Consider the following 16,703-nt stretch of genomic DNA (forward strand, 5'->3'; position numbering starts at 1 on the left):
GCCAGCAAAATACAGATTCGCCTGAAATGCATTTCGCCAGGGCCCGGGATATGGGTAAAATGTGCCCCGGATAAGAGAAGGAAATGACGAATGCGCATTCATATTTTAGGAATCTGTGGCACGTTTATGGGGGGCCTGGCCATGCTGGCGCGCTCCCTCGGTCATGAGGTAACGGGGTCGGATGCTAACGTCTATCCGCCGATGAGCACCCTGCTGGAAAACCAGGGGATTGATTTAATTCAGGGCTATGACCCCAGCCAGCTGGAGCCCCGGCCGGACCTGGTGATCATCGGTAACGCCATGACTCGCGGCAACCCGTGCGTTGAAGCGGTGCTGGAAAACAATATTCCCTATATGTCCGGCCCGCAGTGGCTGCACGACTTCGTGCTGCGCGATCGCTGGGTGCTGGCCGTCGCCGGGACCCACGGCAAAACCACCACCGCCGGCATGGCGACCTGGATCCTTGAAGCCTGCGGTTACCAGCCGGGCTTCGTTATTGGCGGCGTTCCGGGCAATTTCGACGTCTCTGCGCGCCTGGGCGACAGCCCGTTCTTCGTCATTGAAGCGGATGAATACGACTGCGCCTTCTTCGACAAGCGCTCCAAATTTGTTCACTACTGCCCGCGGACGCTGATCCTTAACAACCTTGAGTTCGACCACGCGGATATCTTTGACGACCTGAAGGCGATTCAGAAGCAGTTCCACCATCTGGTGCGCATCGTGCCGGGCAAAGGCAAAATTATCCTGCCGGAGAACGACATCAACCTGAAGCAGGTGATGGCGATGGGCTGCTGGAGCGAGCAGGAGCTGGTGGGCGAGCAGGGCCACTGGCAGGCGAAGAAGCTGAACGCCGACGCCTCGCAGTGGGAAGTGCTGTTTGACGGCGAAAAGGTCGGCGAGGTGAAGTGGGCGCTGGTCGGCGAACATAATATGCATAACGGCCTGATGGCCATTGCCGCGGCGCGTCACGTCGGGGTACTGCCGGCGGATGCCGCGAACGCGCTGGGCAGCTTTATCAACGCCCGCCGTCGTCTGGAGCTGCGCGGCGAAGCCAACGGCGTCACCGTGTATGACGATTTCGCTCATCATCCGACGGCGATCCTCGCCACGCTGCAGGCGCTGCGCGGCAAAGTGGGCGGCACCGCGCGCATTCTCGCCGTGCTGGAGCCGCGCTCTAATACCATGAAAATGGGCGTCTGCAAGGACGATCTGGCGCCGTCCCTTGGCCGCGCCGATGAAGTGTTCCTCCTGCAGCCGCAGCATATTCCATGGCAGGTAGCGGAAGTGGCGGAAGCCTGCGTCCAGCCGGCCCACTGGAGCGCCGACGTCGATACCCTGGCGGAGATGGTGGTCAAAACCGCCCATCCTGGCGACCATATCCTGGTGATGAGCAACGGCGGCTTCGGCGGCATTCATCAAAAGCTGCTGGATAAGCTGGCGCAAAAAGCGGCCGCGGCAGAGTAAGCCCGAGCGCCTCCGGTCACTGCCCTCCGCGTGAGGGCAGTTTTGTTTTTACCAACAGGGAGGGTGTGATGCTGACCTGCGAAAGCGTACTAACTACCGACTCGCCCCATTTCGCTATGCTGGACGCGCTCTACGCACGCGCCTTTCCGTGGCACGAGCAGCGCGAAAGCGAGGCTAAACTTCAGGCGCTGAGCCACCCGCACTACGCGCTGGAGGCGTGGTTCGATGAGGACGTATTTATCGGCCTCAGCGGCTGCTGGCAGTTTGCCGGCTACGGCTATGTCGAACATCTGGCGATCGACGATACGCTGCGCTCCCGTGGCTATGGTAAACAGCTGCTGGCGCAGATCCTGACGCGTGCCCCGCTGACTATTCTGGAAATCGATCCGCTCACCAGCGAGATCGCCCATAAACGGCTGCGCTTTTATCAGTCGATGGGATTTCACGCTAACCCCTGGGCGCATCGTCATCCCACCTATCATCAGGGCATCGCGGATCATGAGCTGCTGGTGCTGAGCTATCCGCAGCCGATCGATGAGCGACAGTACCAGCAGTTTGCCCGGGATCTCGGGCGCGAGGTGATGGGGCGGGAGTAGCCCGGCGCGGCGTACCGCTCCGGGCGTCCGGCTGGGGGTATTTTTACTCTTTGGCGATCGGCGTTTCGTTCTCCGCCACTTTATTGTCGCCCTGAATCTGCGCGATCTTCTGCTCGACGGCAGCCACCTGGGCGCTGTCGTGCAGCAGGGTGTAGGTCAGATCAAACAGCGCGCTGGCGCCCGGCTGCAGCTGCTTCACGCGTTTTTGCTCGCGTTCAATGGTCACCGGATAGGCGTAGCTGGTCCCCGGCTCGATACCGGTGACGTAACCCTGTTTGACGGTGTCGGTGTTTTTCCACAGCGTCAGGGCCGGCAGCTGGCGGGTGTCGAACTGAATGGAGGCGCCTTTATCGCCAGACTTGTTGACCACGGCGGCCAGCGTCTGGTGATTTTCATCGGCCAGCGGCTGAATATTAAATACCATCTCGTCAAAGTCTTTGGTCGGTCCCTGATAGGTTTGCCAGGTTTTTAACCCGCTCTTGGCGTAATCATTGAACGGGCTGATGCTTGACATCGGGGCGAGGAAACGTGCGCCTTCTTCGAGGATCGGGGTACCGAAGTTGCTGTGGTAGATGATCTGATAATCATGCGGATAGTCGGCGTGATTGGTTAAGACATCGTGCAGGCTGAAGCTGTTGCTGCCCGGGATATAGCGCAGCTCGGTCATGGTCTGCAGATCGGCTTTTTTGAAGGTGCTCTCTTTCACCAGCCCGCGGACGCGAATTTCATACGGCGCGCTGTCGGCCACCTCAACCTCCACCAGGGAGGCCGGCGTGTTGCCGGCCTTGCCGTGCAAGGTATAAATTTGCCCGTCCGCGGTGACCGGATGGCCGGTCCACTCATAGCCGCAGCGGACCATCATCTCGTTGAACCCTTCCAGCCAGCCGAGTCCGTTGCGGCTCTCCAGGTTGATAAACGCCGGGTTAACAACCTCTTTGACCGGCGAGTCCCAGCCCATCCGACTGCCGAAGCCTTCCACTCGCAGCAAGTTCATGCCCCGCGTCGGGCTGAGGGTGATAGTCAGGCCGTCTTTACTGCGAATGGTGAGGATTTTGCTGCCTTCCTGCTTGCCGCCGTGCAGGACTTTCTGCTCAATGCTGAACGTATGGTCTTTCACCTTCAGCTGATCGCTGCTGATCTGCCAGTTTCCTTTATCCATGCCCTCTTCAGCACTCGTCAGCACCCATGTTTTTGCCGCGGCGGAGCCAGAAACCAGCAGAGCGATAGCCGTCAGAACCAGTGTCTTTTTCATTTTTATTCCCTTTTGCTGAATCGATTGTGTCATTGACGTGTGAAATCTACCGGCATGGGGGTGATTAAAATGTGAAGCGCCTCACCTGGTGAGAAAATGGCCGTTTTGAAGATGTTAAATGCGATAAGTGTCGTATTATTGTGCTAAGACTTGATTAATTATCACCACAATATGTGATCTGCATTGCTTTTAGCTTTAACGATTCAGCCAAGGTGAGGCAATAAACAAAAGTATCGTTGTGCGGATTAGGGGGACTCAGGAGATGCAGCGGGAACCCCCTGCTGCCGCGATGTTGGCGTTGTAGCTGGGGAAGGTAGGCCGGATAAGGCGTAGCCGCCATCCGGCACAACGACGGGAACGCGCCGGATACAGCCTGCCCGGCGGCGCGGCGCTTGCGCGGGCCTACGGAGTTGAGCAACTGTTTGATAACTCAGGTTCAGCAGCCTTCCGTAGGCCGGATAAGGCGTAGCCGCCATCCGGCACAACGACGGGAACGGCGTAGGATACAGCCTGCCCGGCGGCGCGGCGCGGGCCTGCGGAGTTGAACAACTGTTTGATAACTCAGGTTCAGCAGCCTTCCGTAGGCCGGATAAGGCGTAGTCGCCATCCGGCACAACGACGGGAACGGCGTAGGATACAGCCTGCCCGGCGGCGCGGCGCGGCGCTTGCGCGGGCCTGCGGAGTTGAACAACTATTTGATGACTCAGGTTCGGCAGCCTTCCGTAGGCCGGATAAGGCGTTAGCCACCCCCAGACAAAGCGGAGTAGCCCGGATAAGGCGCAGCGCGCCGCCATCCGGGTGACTTGTGCGGCAAAAGCGGCGGGAATTAGCCTTCGTTTTCCGCCAGTTCGCGCAGATACTGGAAGATCAGGCGCGCGGATTTCGGCGGTTTGTTGCCTTCTTTCTCTTTCTTCGCATTGCGGATCAGGGAACGCAGCTGCTGACGGTCAGCATCTGGCCACAGGTTCAGCACTTCAGCTACGGCGTCATCCCCGTCGTCAATCAGTCGGTCACGAATCTGCTCCAGCTTGTGGAACAGCGCAACCTGCTGGTTGTGGCGGTTTTTTAGCTTATCCAGCGCCTGACGAATCGGATCGACATCGCGATTGCGCAGCATCTTACCGATAAGCTGCAGCTGGCGGCGGCGACCCTCTTTTTTGATTCGCTGGGCGAGTTCGATGGCGTCGCGCAGGTCAGTATCCAGCGGAATTTTATCCAGCGCGTTTTTCCCCAGGTCAACGAGTTCAGCGCCAAGACGCTTCAGTTCTTCAGCGTCGCGCTTAATTTCACTCTTACTGACCCAGATAATTTCATCGTCTTCATCCTCGATATCATCACCGGGAACGTCGTCGAGCCAGTCTTCGGGCTGCTTTGTCATCTCAGGCTCCTTAAAAAAAGAGGCTAATGTTACCAGTTAAGGCGCGCACTGAAAAACGGTTCTCTGTTAGACTTCAGTTAACTCCTTCTTACATTATGGCATTAGCAATGAAAGTGATCTCTCAAGTTGCCCAGCAACGTAAGACGCTGGAAGAGGCCGTGACCACGGCGCTGGAACTGGCGGCAGGTAAATCCGATGGCGCAGAAGTCTCCGTCAGCAAAACGACAGGCATCGGCGTCAGCACCCGCTATGGCGAAGTGGAGAATGTAGAATTCAATAGCGATGGGGCGTTAGGCATCACGGTTTACCACCAGAACCGCAAGGGCAGCGCCTCTTCCACCGATCTCAGCCCGGACGCCATCGCCCGTACCGTGCAGGCGGCGTTGGATATCGCACGCTATACCTCCCCGGACCCGTTTGCCGGTGTGGCCGATAAAGAGCTGCTGGCCTTTGACGCTCCGGATCTGGACCTGTTCCACCCGGCGGAGGTCTCCCCGGACGACGCCATTGAACTGGCCGCCCGCGCGGAGCAAGCGGCGCTGAAGGCCGATAAACGCATCACCAACACCGAAGGCGGCAGCTTTAACAGCCACTATGGCATCAAAGTGTTCGGCAACAGCCATGGCATGCTGCAAAGCTACTGCTCGACTCGCCATTCGCTCTCCAGCTGCGTCATTGCGGAAGATGACGGCGATATGGAACGCGACTACGCCTACACCATTGGCCGGGCAATCGAGGATCTGCAATCCCCGGAATGGGTCGGGGAAGAGTGCGCCCGCCGCACCCTGTCGCGCCTGGCGCCGCGTAAGCTGTCGACCATGAAGGCGCCGGTGATTTTCGCCAACGAAGTGGCGACCGGGCTGTTTGGCCACCTGGTCGGAGCGATTGCCGGTGGTTCGGTATACCGCAAATCCACCTTCCTGCTCGATTCGCTGGGCAAACAAATTTTGCCGGAGTGGCTGACCATTGAAGAGCATCCGCACCTGCTGAAAGGGCTGGCCTCCACGCCGTTCGACAGCGAAGGCGTGCGCACCGAGCGTCGCGATATCGTCAAAGACGGCGTGCTGACCCAGTGGCTGTTGACCAACTACTCCGCCCGCAAGCTGGGGATGAAAAGTACCGGCCACGCCGGGGGCATCCATAACTGGCGCATCAACGGCCGCGGGCTGAGTTTTGCAAAGATGCTTAAAGAGATGGGCACCGGTCTTGTGGTTACCGAACTGATGGGGCAGGGTGTCAGTGGCGTCACCGGCGACTACTCACGCGGCGCATCCGGCTTCTGGGTAGAAAATGGCGAAATTCAATATCCTGTCAGTGAGATCACCATTGCAGGAAATCTGAAAGAAATGTGGCGTAATATCGTGACCATTGGCGATGATATCGAAACGCGCAGCAACATTCAGTGTGGTTCTGTGCTGCTGCCGGAGATGAAAATCGCCGGACAATAACACCTGTTTGCTTAAATAATAAAAAGGAAGTGAGCAATGCGTAAAAAACTGTTAGCGATGCTGGCTGTCTCTGCTTTTGCGCTCGGTTCAGCGTCGGCCTTCGCCGACTTGGGCGAAGACATGGACACTCTGGCAGAAAACCTGCAAGTGGTACAGAAAACCTCTGACGCCGGCGAGCTGAAAGCGGCGCTGAATAAGATGCGTACCGCCGCGGTTGATGCCCAGAAAGAGACCCCGCCGAAGCTGGAAGGCAAAGCGGCCGACAGCGCTGAGATGAAAGATTACCGTCACGGTCTGGATATTCTGATCGGCCAGATCGACGGCGCGCTGAAGCTGGCGAATGAAGGCAAGGTGAAAGAGGCGCAGGCCGCCGCGGAGGAGTTTAAAACCACCCGCAACACCTACCATAAGAAGTACCGCTAACTGTTCTTTTCGGGAGGCATCAGCCGATGTCTCCCGCCTGAAAACCTACCTGTATCACATTTTTCCCTTTTCTTTTTCCGGCCTTTCCGCAGCCGCGGGCGGCTCATTCGCGCGCATTGTTGTGATACGTCTCACGCCATAATTGCTGTTTTTTCATTTTTCCAGTGAATATGTGGTGTCGATCACGCCTGCCGTCTCCCTTTCCACTTCGAAGTGGAAAACAACTCGCTACAAACTCCCACCCCCCGGCGCTACTTTGATTCCCAGAGACATCAGCGGGGTATCAGAAGTGAATAACGGAGCGGTAATACACGACGTAGGGGAGCAGGCAGCGCAGACCGAACGCCTGGCTGACAAGATGCTGCAGCAGGTTTTTGCCCTGTTAAGCCGTCACGGCATCGTCCCTAACGACGTTCAGGAGCAAATGCTGACCTCCCACGTGCGGGCGATGGCCCACCGGTCAATCAGCGGGGAACCGCTGCCGGAAGTGGATGCCAGCCTGTTCGAAGAGATTTCACCAGATTCAATGACGTTGGCCCGCGAAGTGGTCGCGCAGTTCGGCAACCTGCCTGATGAAGAGGCCTGGCTGCTCTCCGTCCATTTCGAAGTCGCAAAAGAAAACCTGTAAGGAGCAAAACATGGAACAAATCACCGTAGTTATTGGCGACCGTCTGGGTAAAGGCCAAAAAGTCGCCGCAGGCGCAGAGAAAGCCGGCGCACGTGCAGTGGTCGTCCCTGGCGTTGCTGCCGACATGAAGCTTGGCGACATGATGAAAGCGGAAAACGCCACCTTCGGCATCTCCTTCTGCGGCAGCGGCGGCGCCGGCGCCATCACCGCCCAGACCAAACACGGCTACAAAGCGAAATACGGCATGCGTTCCGTGGAAGAGGGCGTCACCGCCATCAACGAAGGCTGCAACGTGCTGGGCTTCGGCTTTATGGATAAAGAAGAGCTGGGCGAGCGGCTGGTAGAGGCCTGGAAAAAGAAATACGGCGCATAAGTATGAAAGAGCAATTCACCACCACGGTGAGGGTTGCCGGCAAAGGCGAAAGCAAATCACGGGCCTTCGCCGATGCCCTGAACCATGTGCAGGCTGCGGTGATGAAAACCTCATCGCACATTCTGCTGCGTATTGAGCCACAGGACGTGACGGTTGTTCATGCGCGCGAAGCGGTACGAAAAGAGGCCTTCCTGTTTTTCTTTTTGCGCCGTGAACGACGGACCTACAGCGTGGAGCTGGACGTCACCGTCAACGTGACCGCCATCGATCTCGATAAAGTGGATTTCGTCACGCAAACCTGATTGTTAGCAAAGGGTCTGACTATGTTCCTGATAATTTTAATAAAATCGCTTATCATCGGCGGCCTGGTCGGCGTCGGCGTGGGCGCCGGAGCGGCACGCATGTTTCATGCCCCTACCACCCAGGGGATGGGGGCGTTTCGAACCCTGGGCGAGCTGAACTCCTGTGAGGGCGATCCGGCTTCCCACTTCTCCTTTGGCCTCGGTTTCTTCTTTAACGCCTGGGCCTCTTCCGTTGCAGCAGGCTCCTTCACCCAGGATGTTGACCACCGCATTATCCCCAACTGGGGCGCGGCGGCGCTGATGCTGAAAAATCGTAACGTCGGCGAAACGCTGCACGATCCGAAAAAAATGGCCATCTCCTGCGGCATCATCGGCATGATTGTCGTCGCCTTCCTCAACCTTACCGCCTCGTCCGTACCGGAAGCGCTGCAGGTGACCGCGGTTAAGGTACTGGTACCGGCGGCAAACCTGCTGGTGAACACCGTGATGCCGGTGATCTTCTGGCTGGCGGCGATCGACGCCGGTAAAAAATCAGGCTTCTGGGCGACCATCTTCGGCGGCGCAGCGCAGCTGATTATGGGCAACGCCGTACCGGGGCTGGTGCTGGGTATTCTGATCGGCAAAGGCGTTGAAGAGAGCGGCTGGAACCGGGTCACCAAAGTGATGATGGTGGCCATTGTCGCCCTGTTCGTCCTCAGCGGCTTCTTCCGCGGCTTCGACATGAAGATGATCGAATCCTTCCATCTGACCGTGCCGAACTGGCTGGACATGATCCACAACTCACTCAGCGGCAAATAACGGGAGCCTGATAATGGAACAGAATAAAGGTTTTTGGTATGCCGACTGGTCGTTCCCGATCTTCGTTGGCCTGCTCTCCTCCGGCGTCTTCGCCGGGACCCACATGTACTACCTGTACGGCATCGGCGCCTTTAACGAAGTCGCCTTCGTGGCGATGCTGAAGTCGGGGATTGATACCGGCGTTTACGGCGCGGTGGCGGCGTTTGGCGCCAGCTTCCTGTTCGCCCGCATCATCGAAGGGTCGCTGGTGGGGATCCTCGATATCGGCGGCGCTATTCAGACCGGGATCGGTCTTGGCGTCCCGGCGCTGCTGCTCGGCGCGGGCTTTGTCTTCCCGGTGGCGAACTTCGCCGCCTCGCTGGCAACCGGCCTGATCCTCGGCCTGGCGGTGGGCTACATCATCATTCTGGCGCGTAAGTTCACCATCAACCAGAGCGACTCCACCTACGGCGCCGACGTGATGATGGGCGCAGGTAACGCCTCCGGCCGCTTCCTGGGGCCGTTGATTATCCTCAGCGCAATGACCGCCTCGATTCCTATCGGGATCGGCTCGCTGGTTGGCGCACTGCTGTTCTACATCTGGCAGAAACCGATCACCGGTGGCGCCATCCTCGGCGCGATGATCCTTGGCTCGATCTTCCCGGTGGCGATTAGCTAATCGCTCGATGGCGCTGCGCTTATCGGGCCTACAGGTCAGCGCGATGTGTAGGCCGGATAAGGCGGTACGCCGCCATCCGGCAACAGATTCACTCTTTCATCAGGAGATAGCTATGTTTGATTTACTCCTGCGCCGCGCGCGCCTCGTCGACGATACCCTGACTGATATCGCCATTCAGGACGGGAAAATCGCGGCGCTGGGCGAGATTAGCGCGCCCTCCCGTAAAACCATCGATCTGCAGGGCAACAGCTACGTCAGCGCCGGCTGGATTGACTCCCACGTTCACTGCTACCCAAATTCGCCGATATATCACGATGAGCCGGACAGCGTTGGCATCGCCACCGGCGTCACCACCGTGATTGATGCTGGCAGCACCGGCGCCGACGATGTGGACGACTTCTACCAGTTAACCCGCAAAGCGGTGACGGAAGTCTATGCCCTGCTCAATATCTCCCGCGTCGGGCTGATTGCCCAGAACGAACTGGCCAATTTGGCCAATATCGACGCCGAGGCGGTGAAGCAGGCGGTGCAGCGCCATCCCGACTTTATCGTCGGCCTGAAGGCGCGGATGAGCAGCAGCGTGGTGGGGGAAAACGGCATTACGCCGCTGGCGCGCGCCAAGACTATGCAGCAGGAAAACGGCGATCTGCCGCTGATGGTACACATCGGCAATAATCCGCCGAACCTCGATGAAATTGCCGAGCTGTTGAGTCGTGGCGACATCATTACCCACTGCTATAACGGCAAGCCGAACCGCATTCTGAATCCTGCCGGCGAACTGCGCAGTTCGATTACTCGCGCCCTGCAGCGCGGCGTGCGCCTCGACGTCGGCCACGGTACCGCCAGCTTCAGCTTTGAAGTGGCGCGCCGGGCGATTGCGCTGGGCATTCTGCCGCACACCATCAGCTCGGATATTTACTGCCGCAACCGCATCGACGGCCCGGTACGTTCGCTGGCGCTGGTGATGTCGAAATTCCTCGCTATCGGCATGACCCTGCCGCAGGTGATTGACTGCGTGACCGTCAGCGCCGCCGAGGGGCTGCGCCTGTCGCGTAAAGGGCGTCTGGAAGTGGGTTTCGACGCCGATCTAACGCTATTTCGCCTGGAGCGCCAGCCAACGCTGCTGGTGGATGCCGAAAAAGAGAGCCTCCAGGCAGACAACATTCTGGTGCCGCTGGCCGCGATCCGCGCGGGCAAAGGCTATCTGACCGAACAAGGGAGCGCGGAACATGCCTTCGATTTTTGAAAAATATCATTTAAAACAAGTTATTAACACTTCCGGCCGGATGACGGCGCTGGGCGTCTCCACGCCGCGCCCGGAAGTGGTGGAAGCCGCGATGGCCGGTATGAACCAGTACTTTGAAATGAAAGACCTGGTGAATAAGACCGGCGAGTACATCGCCAGGCTGCTGGACGTGGAAGGGGCGACCGTGGTCTCCTGCGCGTCGGCAGGGATTGCCCAGTCGGTGGCGGCGGTGCTGGTGAAAGACAGCGACTGGCTGCTGGAGAACCTGCACGTTACGCCGATAGAGAATAACGAAATCGTCCTGCCGAAGGGCCACAACGTCAACTTCGGCGCGCCGGTCGGCACCATGGTGGCGCTGGGCGGCGGCAGGCTGGTGGAAGCGGGCTACGCCAACGAATGCTCTGCCGAACAGCTGGCGGCGGCGATCACCCCGCGCACCGCGGCGATCCTCTACATCAAATCCCACCACTGCGTGCAGAAAAGCATGCTCAACGTGGCGCAGGCCGCGGAAGTGGCGCGTCAGCATCATTTACCGCTGATCGTCGACGCGGCGGCGGAGGAAGATCTGCAGGGCTACTACCGCATGGGCGCCGACCTGGTGATCTACAGCGGCGCGAAAGCGATTGAAGGGCCGACCAGCGGGCTGGTGATCGGCAAAACGCAGTACGTCGAGTGGGTTAAACGCCAGTCGATGGGGATTGGCCGGGCGATGAAAGTGGGTAAAGAGGGGATCCTCGGCCTGACCTGCGCCATTGAACACTACCTGACGGCAAGCAAAGAGAGCGGTGAAGAGATGGTGGCGAAGATGACGCCGTTTATCGAACAGCTCAATACCCTCAACGGCGTCACTGCCCGCGTGGTATGGGACAGCGCCGGCCGCGATATCGCCCGCGCCGAAATCAAATTCGACGAAGCGGTGACCGGCGTGAAGACCGGCGATCTGGTTAACGCGCTGAAGCAAGGCGAATACGCCATCTACTTCCGAGGCTATAAAGCGAATGAAGGCATTATCGAAGCCGATGTCCGCAGCGTTAACGCACAGCAGCTGGCGGTGGTCGCCCGTCGCATCGCGGAAGTTCTACACAAGGAGAAACAAGCATGAAACTGACCCCAAACTTTTACCGTGACCGCGTGTGCCTGAACGTCCTGGCGGGCAGCAAAGACAACGCTCGGGAAATCTACGACGCGGCGGAAGGTCATGTCCTGGTCGGCGTGCTCTCCAAAAATTACCCGGACGTCGCCAGCGCGGTGGCCGATATGCGCGACTACGCGAAGCTGATTGATAACGCCCTCTCCGTCGGGCTGGGCGCGGGGGATCCGAATCAGTCGGCGATGGTGAGCGAGATTTCTCGCCAGGTGCAGCCGCAGCACGTCAACCAGGTCTTCACCGGCGTGGCCACCAGCCGCGCGCTGCTCGGGCAGAACGAGACGGTGGTCAACGGCCTGGTTTCGCCCACCGGCACCCCGGGGATGGTGAAGATCTCCACCGGCCCGCTGAGCAGCGGCGCGGCGGATGGGATTGTGCCGCTGGAAACCGCCATCGCGCTGTTAAAAGATATGGGCGGCAGCTCCATCAAATACTTCCCCATGGGCGGCCTGAAGCACCGCGACGAGTTCGAAGCAGTGGCCAAAGCCTGCGCCGCGCACGATTTCTGGCTGGAGCCGACCGGCGGTATCGATCTGGAAAACTACAGCGAGATCCTGAAAATCGCCCTTGATGCCGGGGTGAGCAAAATCATCCCGCATATCTACAGCTCGATTATCGATAAGGCCAGCGGCAACACCCGCCCGGCCGATGTGCGCCAGCTGCTGGAGATGACCAAACAGTTAGTGAAGTAGTGCCCTTGCCCCTCTCCCTCAAAGGGTGAGGGGCAACTGATCCCACCGAACCATCAAGGAGTTACCATGCCAACCGCTCGTCACCTGCTTGTTGCTTCACTGTCTTTGCTTGCCGCCGGCGCCGCCGCGCAAACCCACTACGCCTGGATTGGCACCTATAATCCCAATGGCGAAGGTCTGTACCGCTTTACCGTTGATGGCCAAACCGGCGCGCTGCGGGACAAGGCGCTGGTGAGCTCGCTGGCGAATGTCGCGCAGCTGACCGTCTCGCGCGATGGCAAAACGCTGTATGCCGCCAGCGAGGTGGAGAAAGGCGTGGTGCAGGCGTGGCGCATTGAGAGGAACGGTGAGCTGACCGCACTCAATCAGGTCGCCTCCGGCGGCGCCGGGCCGGTTTATCTCTCCCTGACGCCAAACGGTAAACAGCTGCTGGTGGCCAACTACGTCAGCGGCAGCATCGCCGTGCTACCGGTCAAAGAAGATGGTAGCCTGGGTGAGGCGGTGGACAGGCATCAGGATGAAGGCCCGGCAGGGGCCGAACGCCCGGCGGCGGCCGTCGAGGGCAGCTTCGCCATCAGCGATCACAATGGCCCGCACGCCCATATGATCGCCGCCGATCCCAGCGGCAAATACGTTTACTCTACCGATCTGGGGCTGGATCGGATCTATCAGTACCGGCTGGATAGCGCCAGCGGCAAGCTGACGCCGAACGATCCGCCGTTTATCGCCGCTTCGTCGCCGGGCGCCGGCCCGCGCCACTTCGTCTTTACGCCAAAGGGCGACGGCCTGTGGCTGATTAACGAAGAAGCGTCGACGCTGACCTTCTATCATCTGGATCAGCAAAGCGGCCTGCTGCGCGAAGGCAAAACCGTCTCCGCGCTGCCGAAAGAGTATAAGGGCACCAGCTTTGCCGCCGGTCTGGCGCTGAGCAACGACGGCAAACAGCTGTACGTCGCCAACCGTCTGCATAACAGCATCGCCCACTTTACGGTGCAGGCCGATGGCCGCCTGAGCCACCAGGAGGATATCTGGACGCGCGGAGATTACCCCCGCACGCTGACCCTGGATACTCAGGGGCAGTGGCTGTACGTCATGAACCAGCGTAGCGATAATATTACCCGCTTCAGCGTGGCGCCGAAGGATGGCAAATTGACCTTTGTCTCAGACTACACGCCGGTCGGCAGCCCATCGCAGATGGTGATATCCGCCCAACCCTGAGCCGTAACCACAAGGAACTGACATGCGATTTCCCAACCAACGCTTAGCGCAACTCTTCACCCTGCTGCGGAATGAAACGCTGCCGCAGGATGAGCTGGCGCAACGCCTGTCGGTTTCCACCCGTACCGTGCGCGCCGATATTACCGCCCTGAATGCGCTACTGGCGCAGTATGGCGCGCAGTTTATCCTCAACCGCGGCAGCGGTTATCAGCTGAAAATTGATAACCCGGCGAGCTTTCAGACGCTGGAGGAGGCGTCGCCGAAGGCGCAGCATGTCCCGCGTACCGCCCAGGATCGCATCACGTTTCTGCTGGTGCGTTTTCTGACGTCGGCGTTCTCCATCAAGCTGGAAGACCTGGCGGATGAGTGGTTCGTCAGCCGCGCCACGCTGCAGAACGATATGGTCGAGGTGCGCGAGCGCTTCCAGCGCTATCAGCTCACCCTTGAAACCCGCCCGCGCCACGGTATGAAGCTGTTTGGCAGCGAGGTATCGGTTCGCGCCTGCCTCACCGACCTGCTGTGGGAGCTGGCCCAGCAGGGCGGTATCGCGCCGCCGATCGGCGCCGAGGCCTTTGCCGCGGAGGTGCCAGCGCTGCTGGAGCCCGTGCTGCAGGAGACGCTAACCCGGCACCATATTCGCCTCACCGACGTCGGCGAGCGCTTTATCTGCCTGTACGGGGCGGTGGTGGTGCGCCGCGTCAGCGAAGGCTACCCGCTGGCGGATTTCAGTGCTGAAGATGTGGCGCAGAACGTCCGTGATGCCGCGCGCGATCTGGCGGGCGAACTGCAGCGGCTGGCCGGTAAACCTTTATCGCCCGCGGAAGAAGAGTGGCTGTGCGTGCATATCGCCGCCCGTCAGGTACAGGACGTGGACCCGGAAACCATCAGCGCCGACGATGACGAAGCGCTGGTCAACTACATCCTGCGCTACATCAACAGCCAGTATAACTACAATCTGCTGGACGATGCCCAGCTGCACGCCGATCTGTTGACCCACATAAAGACCATGATCACCCGCGTACGCTACCAGATCATGATCCCCAATCCGCTGCTGGATAACATCAAACAGCACTACCCGATGGCCTGGGATATGACCCTCGCCGCGGTCTCCAGCTGGGGCAAATACACGCCTTATACCATTAGCGAAAACGAAATCGGTTTTCTGGTGCTGCATATCGGCGTCGGGCTGGAGCGCCACTACAACATCGGCTACCAGCGTCAGCCGCAGGTGCTGCTGGTGTGCGATACCAGCAATGCGATGGTGCGGATGATTGAGGCGATCCTGCAGCGCAAATATCCGCAGCTGGAGATCGCCGCCACTATTTCCCAGCGCGAGTACGAACAGCGGGACGCGATCGAGGAGGATTTTGTTATCTCCACGGTGCGGATCAGCGAAAAAGACAAGCCGGTAGTGACCATCGCGCCGTTCCCCACTGACTATCAACTGGATCAGATCGGCAAGCTGGTGCTGGTGGACCGCACCCGTCCGTGGATGCTGAATAAGTACTTCGATGCCGCCCATTTCCGGGTGATCGACACGCCGATGGATCAGCAAACGCTATTCGCCGAACTGTGCCAGCAGCTGCTGGAGGAAGGCTTCGTCGATGCGGAGTTTCATGCTTCGGTGGTGGAGCGTGAAGCGATCGTCAGCACCATGCTCGGCGACGGTATTGCGCTACCGCACTCCCTGGGTTTGCTGGCGAAAAAGACGGTGGTCTATACCGTTATCGCTCCGCAGGGCATCGCCTGGGGGGACGAAACCGCCCATATCATCTTCCTGCTCGCTATCAGCAAGCGCGAGTATGAAGAGGCGATGGCGATCTACGATATTTTCGTGACTTTCCTGCGCGAGCGCGCCATGAGCCGCCTCGCCACGACCCGCAGCTTCGATGAGTTTAAAACGGTGGCGATGGAATGCGTCAGCCGGTTTTGAGAGGCGTTTTCCAGATTCGAGTGTAATTCAAATGTAATGCTATAATGCATTACAAAATATCCCTTTCTGGAGGCATAATGGCCACGCTCAACGTTCGGCTGGATGATAAACTCAAAAAAGAGGCTTATGCCGTGCTGGAGAAACTCGATATGACGCCAACGGAGGCGGTACGCCTGCTGTTTCAATACATTGCGGAAAATGGCCGCATGCCGGTGAAAAGTATGACCATCAGCGATGGCGAAGCGGCGTTGTTACGCACCGTTCGCGAGCGGCTGGAAAACCCACGGCCGGGGGTTAAGGTGAGTCTGGATGACCTATGAACTGGAGTTTGATCCACGAGCCTGGCGCGAATGGCAGCTTGGCGAGACGGTCAAAAAACAGTTCAAAAATAAGCTCCAGCAGATTGTGCAGAATCCGCGAATTGAGTCGGCCAGGCTGAGCGATTTGCCGGATTGCTACAAAATCAAGCTTAAGGCGTCAGGTTATCGGCTGGTGTATCAAGTACGAGATAGGGTGGTGGTGGTTTACGTTATTGCCATTGGCAAAAGAGAGAAAGCGGCCGTTTATCATCAGGCGAATAAACGGCTCTAAACGCTATCGCAAATGATGCACGACCTGGTTGCTGCTGCCGCGCCAGATCAGCGCCGGGTCTTTTAAATCCTGCACAAACTTACCGTCGACCAGCACGTTGATCAGGTTCACCACCTGCATCTGCGCCTCATTCAGCTCTTCCAGCTTATAGCCGGTCCAGACCCAGATATCTTTACCGGGGCATTCGGCGCGCACGCGCTGAACCAGCTTTAAGATCTCCGCGATGTTTTGCGGATGCAGCGGATCGCCGCCGGAGAGCGAAATCCCCTGGCGCTTGATGCGGGTGTCGTTGAGGTCGGCGATGATGCGGTCGGCCATCTCGGTCGTGAAGGGCATGCCGGAATTCACCCTCCAGGTGCTTTTGTTGTAGCAGCCCGGGCACTCATGGACGCAGCCGGAGACAAACAGGGTGCAGCGGGTGCCGGGGCCGTTGACAATATCTACCGGGTAGTACTGATGGTAATTCATTGTTTCCTCTTCTCATTTGCCGCTGCAGCGGCGTTGGCTGCGCTCGCTCGCCCGGGTCACTTACTCCAGTAAGCTCCCCGGGACTTAC

Annotated in this window: 19 protein-coding genes; 16 read left to right on the forward strand and 3 right to left on the reverse strand. The window is 58.9% G+C overall.

Annotated elements, in window-relative coordinates; translation table 11 throughout:
* The first annotated feature begins 90 nt into the window (after positions 1–90).
* On the forward strand, positions 91–1,464 hold the full coding sequence (gene mpl, locus ACQUTP_RS19700) for a UDP-N-acetylmuramate:L-alanyl-gamma-D-glutamyl-meso-diaminopimelate ligase (protein ID WP_004206494.1): 1,374 nt from the start codon (positions 91–93) through the stop codon (positions 1,462–1,464).
* Positions 1,465–1,532: 68 nt separating this feature from the next.
* Positions 1,533–2,060, forward strand: coding sequence for a GNAT family N-acetyltransferase (locus ACQUTP_RS19705; protein ID WP_180250125.1), 528 nt, complete (start codon positions 1,533–1,535; stop codon positions 2,058–2,060).
* A gap of 43 nt (positions 2,061–2,103) precedes the next feature.
* Here the strand turns inward: ACQUTP_RS19705 and ACQUTP_RS19710 are convergent, their stop codons facing one another.
* Entirely contained in the window at positions 2,104–3,312 is a 1,209-nt protein-coding gene (locus tag ACQUTP_RS19710) for an aldose 1-epimerase family protein (protein WP_205608964.1), read from the reverse strand.
* Between the two features lie 826 nt (positions 3,313–4,138).
* Complete coding sequence (gene yjgA / locus ACQUTP_RS19715; RefSeq protein WP_004206498.1) at positions 4,139–4,690, reverse strand: ribosome biogenesis factor YjgA; 552 nt, start codon at positions 4,688–4,690, stop codon at positions 4,139–4,141.
* Between the two features lie 95 nt (positions 4,691–4,785).
* Here yjgA and pmbA point away from each other — a divergent pair, with 95 nt between their 5' ends.
* The 14 genes from pmbA (at position 4,786) to ACQUTP_RS19785 (ending at position 16,147) form a co-directional block, all read left to right on the forward strand.
* Complete coding sequence (gene pmbA, locus ACQUTP_RS19720) at positions 4,786–6,138, forward strand: metalloprotease PmbA (protein ID WP_017900576.1); 1,353 nt, start codon at positions 4,786–4,788, stop codon at positions 6,136–6,138.
* Between the two features lie 36 nt (positions 6,139–6,174).
* Positions 6,175–6,561, forward strand: coding sequence for a cytochrome b562 (gene cybC / locus ACQUTP_RS19725; RefSeq protein WP_002886893.1), 387 nt, complete (start codon positions 6,175–6,177; stop codon positions 6,559–6,561).
* A 289-nt stretch (positions 6,562–6,850) separates the two neighbouring features.
* Positions 6,851–7,189, forward strand: coding sequence for a PRD domain-containing protein (locus ACQUTP_RS19730; RefSeq protein ID WP_004206500.1), 339 nt, complete (start codon positions 6,851–6,853; stop codon positions 7,187–7,189).
* Between the two features lie 10 nt (positions 7,190–7,199).
* The gene (locus ACQUTP_RS19735; RefSeq protein ID WP_032454653.1) at positions 7,200–7,562 is read left to right on the forward strand and encodes an SFCGS family glycine-rich protein; all 363 of its coding nucleotides are present in this window, start codon (positions 7,200–7,202) and stop codon (positions 7,560–7,562) included.
* 2 nt (positions 7,563–7,564) lie between these two features.
* The gene (locus tag ACQUTP_RS19740; protein ID WP_004206503.1) at positions 7,565–7,864 is read left to right on the forward strand and encodes a DUF4312 family protein; all 300 of its coding nucleotides are present in this window, start codon (positions 7,565–7,567) and stop codon (positions 7,862–7,864) included.
* A gap of 21 nt (positions 7,865–7,885) precedes the next feature.
* Positions 7,886–8,662 carry a DUF4311 domain-containing protein gene (locus tag ACQUTP_RS19745; protein WP_002886897.1) on the forward strand — a complete coding sequence of 259 codons (777 nt, stop codon included), beginning with the start codon at positions 7,886–7,888 and terminating at the stop codon, positions 8,660–8,662.
* Positions 8,663–8,675: 13 nt separating this feature from the next.
* The gene (locus ACQUTP_RS19750; protein ID WP_004206504.1) at positions 8,676–9,320 is read left to right on the forward strand and encodes a DUF4310 family protein; all 645 of its coding nucleotides are present in this window, start codon (positions 8,676–8,678) and stop codon (positions 9,318–9,320) included.
* 112 nt (positions 9,321–9,432) lie between these two features.
* Entirely contained in the window at positions 9,433–10,566 is a 1,134-nt protein-coding gene (locus tag ACQUTP_RS19755) for an amidohydrolase/deacetylase family metallohydrolase (RefSeq protein WP_080847916.1), read from the forward strand.
* The gene (locus ACQUTP_RS19760) at positions 10,550–11,668 is read left to right on the forward strand and encodes a DgaE family pyridoxal phosphate-dependent ammonia lyase (RefSeq protein WP_080847918.1); all 1,119 of its coding nucleotides are present in this window, start codon (positions 10,550–10,552) and stop codon (positions 11,666–11,668) included. Before ACQUTP_RS19755 ends, ACQUTP_RS19760 begins: the two co-directional genes overlap by 17 nt.
* Positions 11,665–12,405 (forward strand): 2-dehydro-3-deoxy-phosphogluconate aldolase, encoded by a 741-nt coding sequence (gene dagF, locus ACQUTP_RS19765; RefSeq protein WP_004206507.1) that lies wholly within the window; start codon positions 11,665–11,667, stop codon positions 12,403–12,405. Before ACQUTP_RS19760 ends, dagF begins: the two co-directional genes overlap by 4 nt.
* Before the next feature lie 66 nt (positions 12,406–12,471).
* Positions 12,472–13,623 carry a lactonase family protein gene (locus ACQUTP_RS19770; RefSeq protein WP_057212389.1) on the forward strand — a complete coding sequence of 384 codons (1,152 nt, stop codon included), beginning with the start codon at positions 12,472–12,474 and terminating at the stop codon, positions 13,621–13,623.
* 22 nt (positions 13,624–13,645) lie between these two features.
* On the forward strand, positions 13,646–15,556 hold the full coding sequence (locus ACQUTP_RS19775) for a BglG family transcription antiterminator (protein WP_017900572.1): 1,911 nt from the start codon (positions 13,646–13,648) through the stop codon (positions 15,554–15,556).
* A 77-nt stretch (positions 15,557–15,633) separates the two neighbouring features.
* On the forward strand, positions 15,634–15,876 hold the full coding sequence (locus ACQUTP_RS19780) for a type II toxin-antitoxin system RelB/DinJ family antitoxin (RefSeq protein ID WP_002886901.1): 243 nt from the start codon (positions 15,634–15,636) through the stop codon (positions 15,874–15,876).
* The gene (locus ACQUTP_RS19785) at positions 15,866–16,147 is read left to right on the forward strand and encodes a type II toxin-antitoxin system RelE family toxin (RefSeq protein WP_017900571.1); all 282 of its coding nucleotides are present in this window, start codon (positions 15,866–15,868) and stop codon (positions 16,145–16,147) included. Before ACQUTP_RS19780 ends, ACQUTP_RS19785 begins: the two co-directional genes overlap by 11 nt.
* Positions 16,148–16,150: 3 nt before the next feature.
* Here ACQUTP_RS19785 and nrdG read toward each other — a convergent pair whose 3' ends face one another.
* Positions 16,151–16,615: an anaerobic ribonucleoside-triphosphate reductase-activating protein gene (nrdG, locus tag ACQUTP_RS19790; protein ID WP_032456904.1), complete on the reverse strand. Its 465-nt coding sequence runs from the start codon at positions 16,613–16,615 to the stop codon at positions 16,151–16,153.
* Positions 16,616–16,703: the final 88 nt, after the last annotated feature.

It is taken from the genome of Klebsiella sp. 2-CIP_Kleb., assembly GCF_050378715.1.
In the GTDB taxonomy this organism is placed as follows: domain Bacteria; phylum Pseudomonadota; class Gammaproteobacteria; order Enterobacterales; family Enterobacteriaceae; genus Klebsiella; species Klebsiella quasipneumoniae.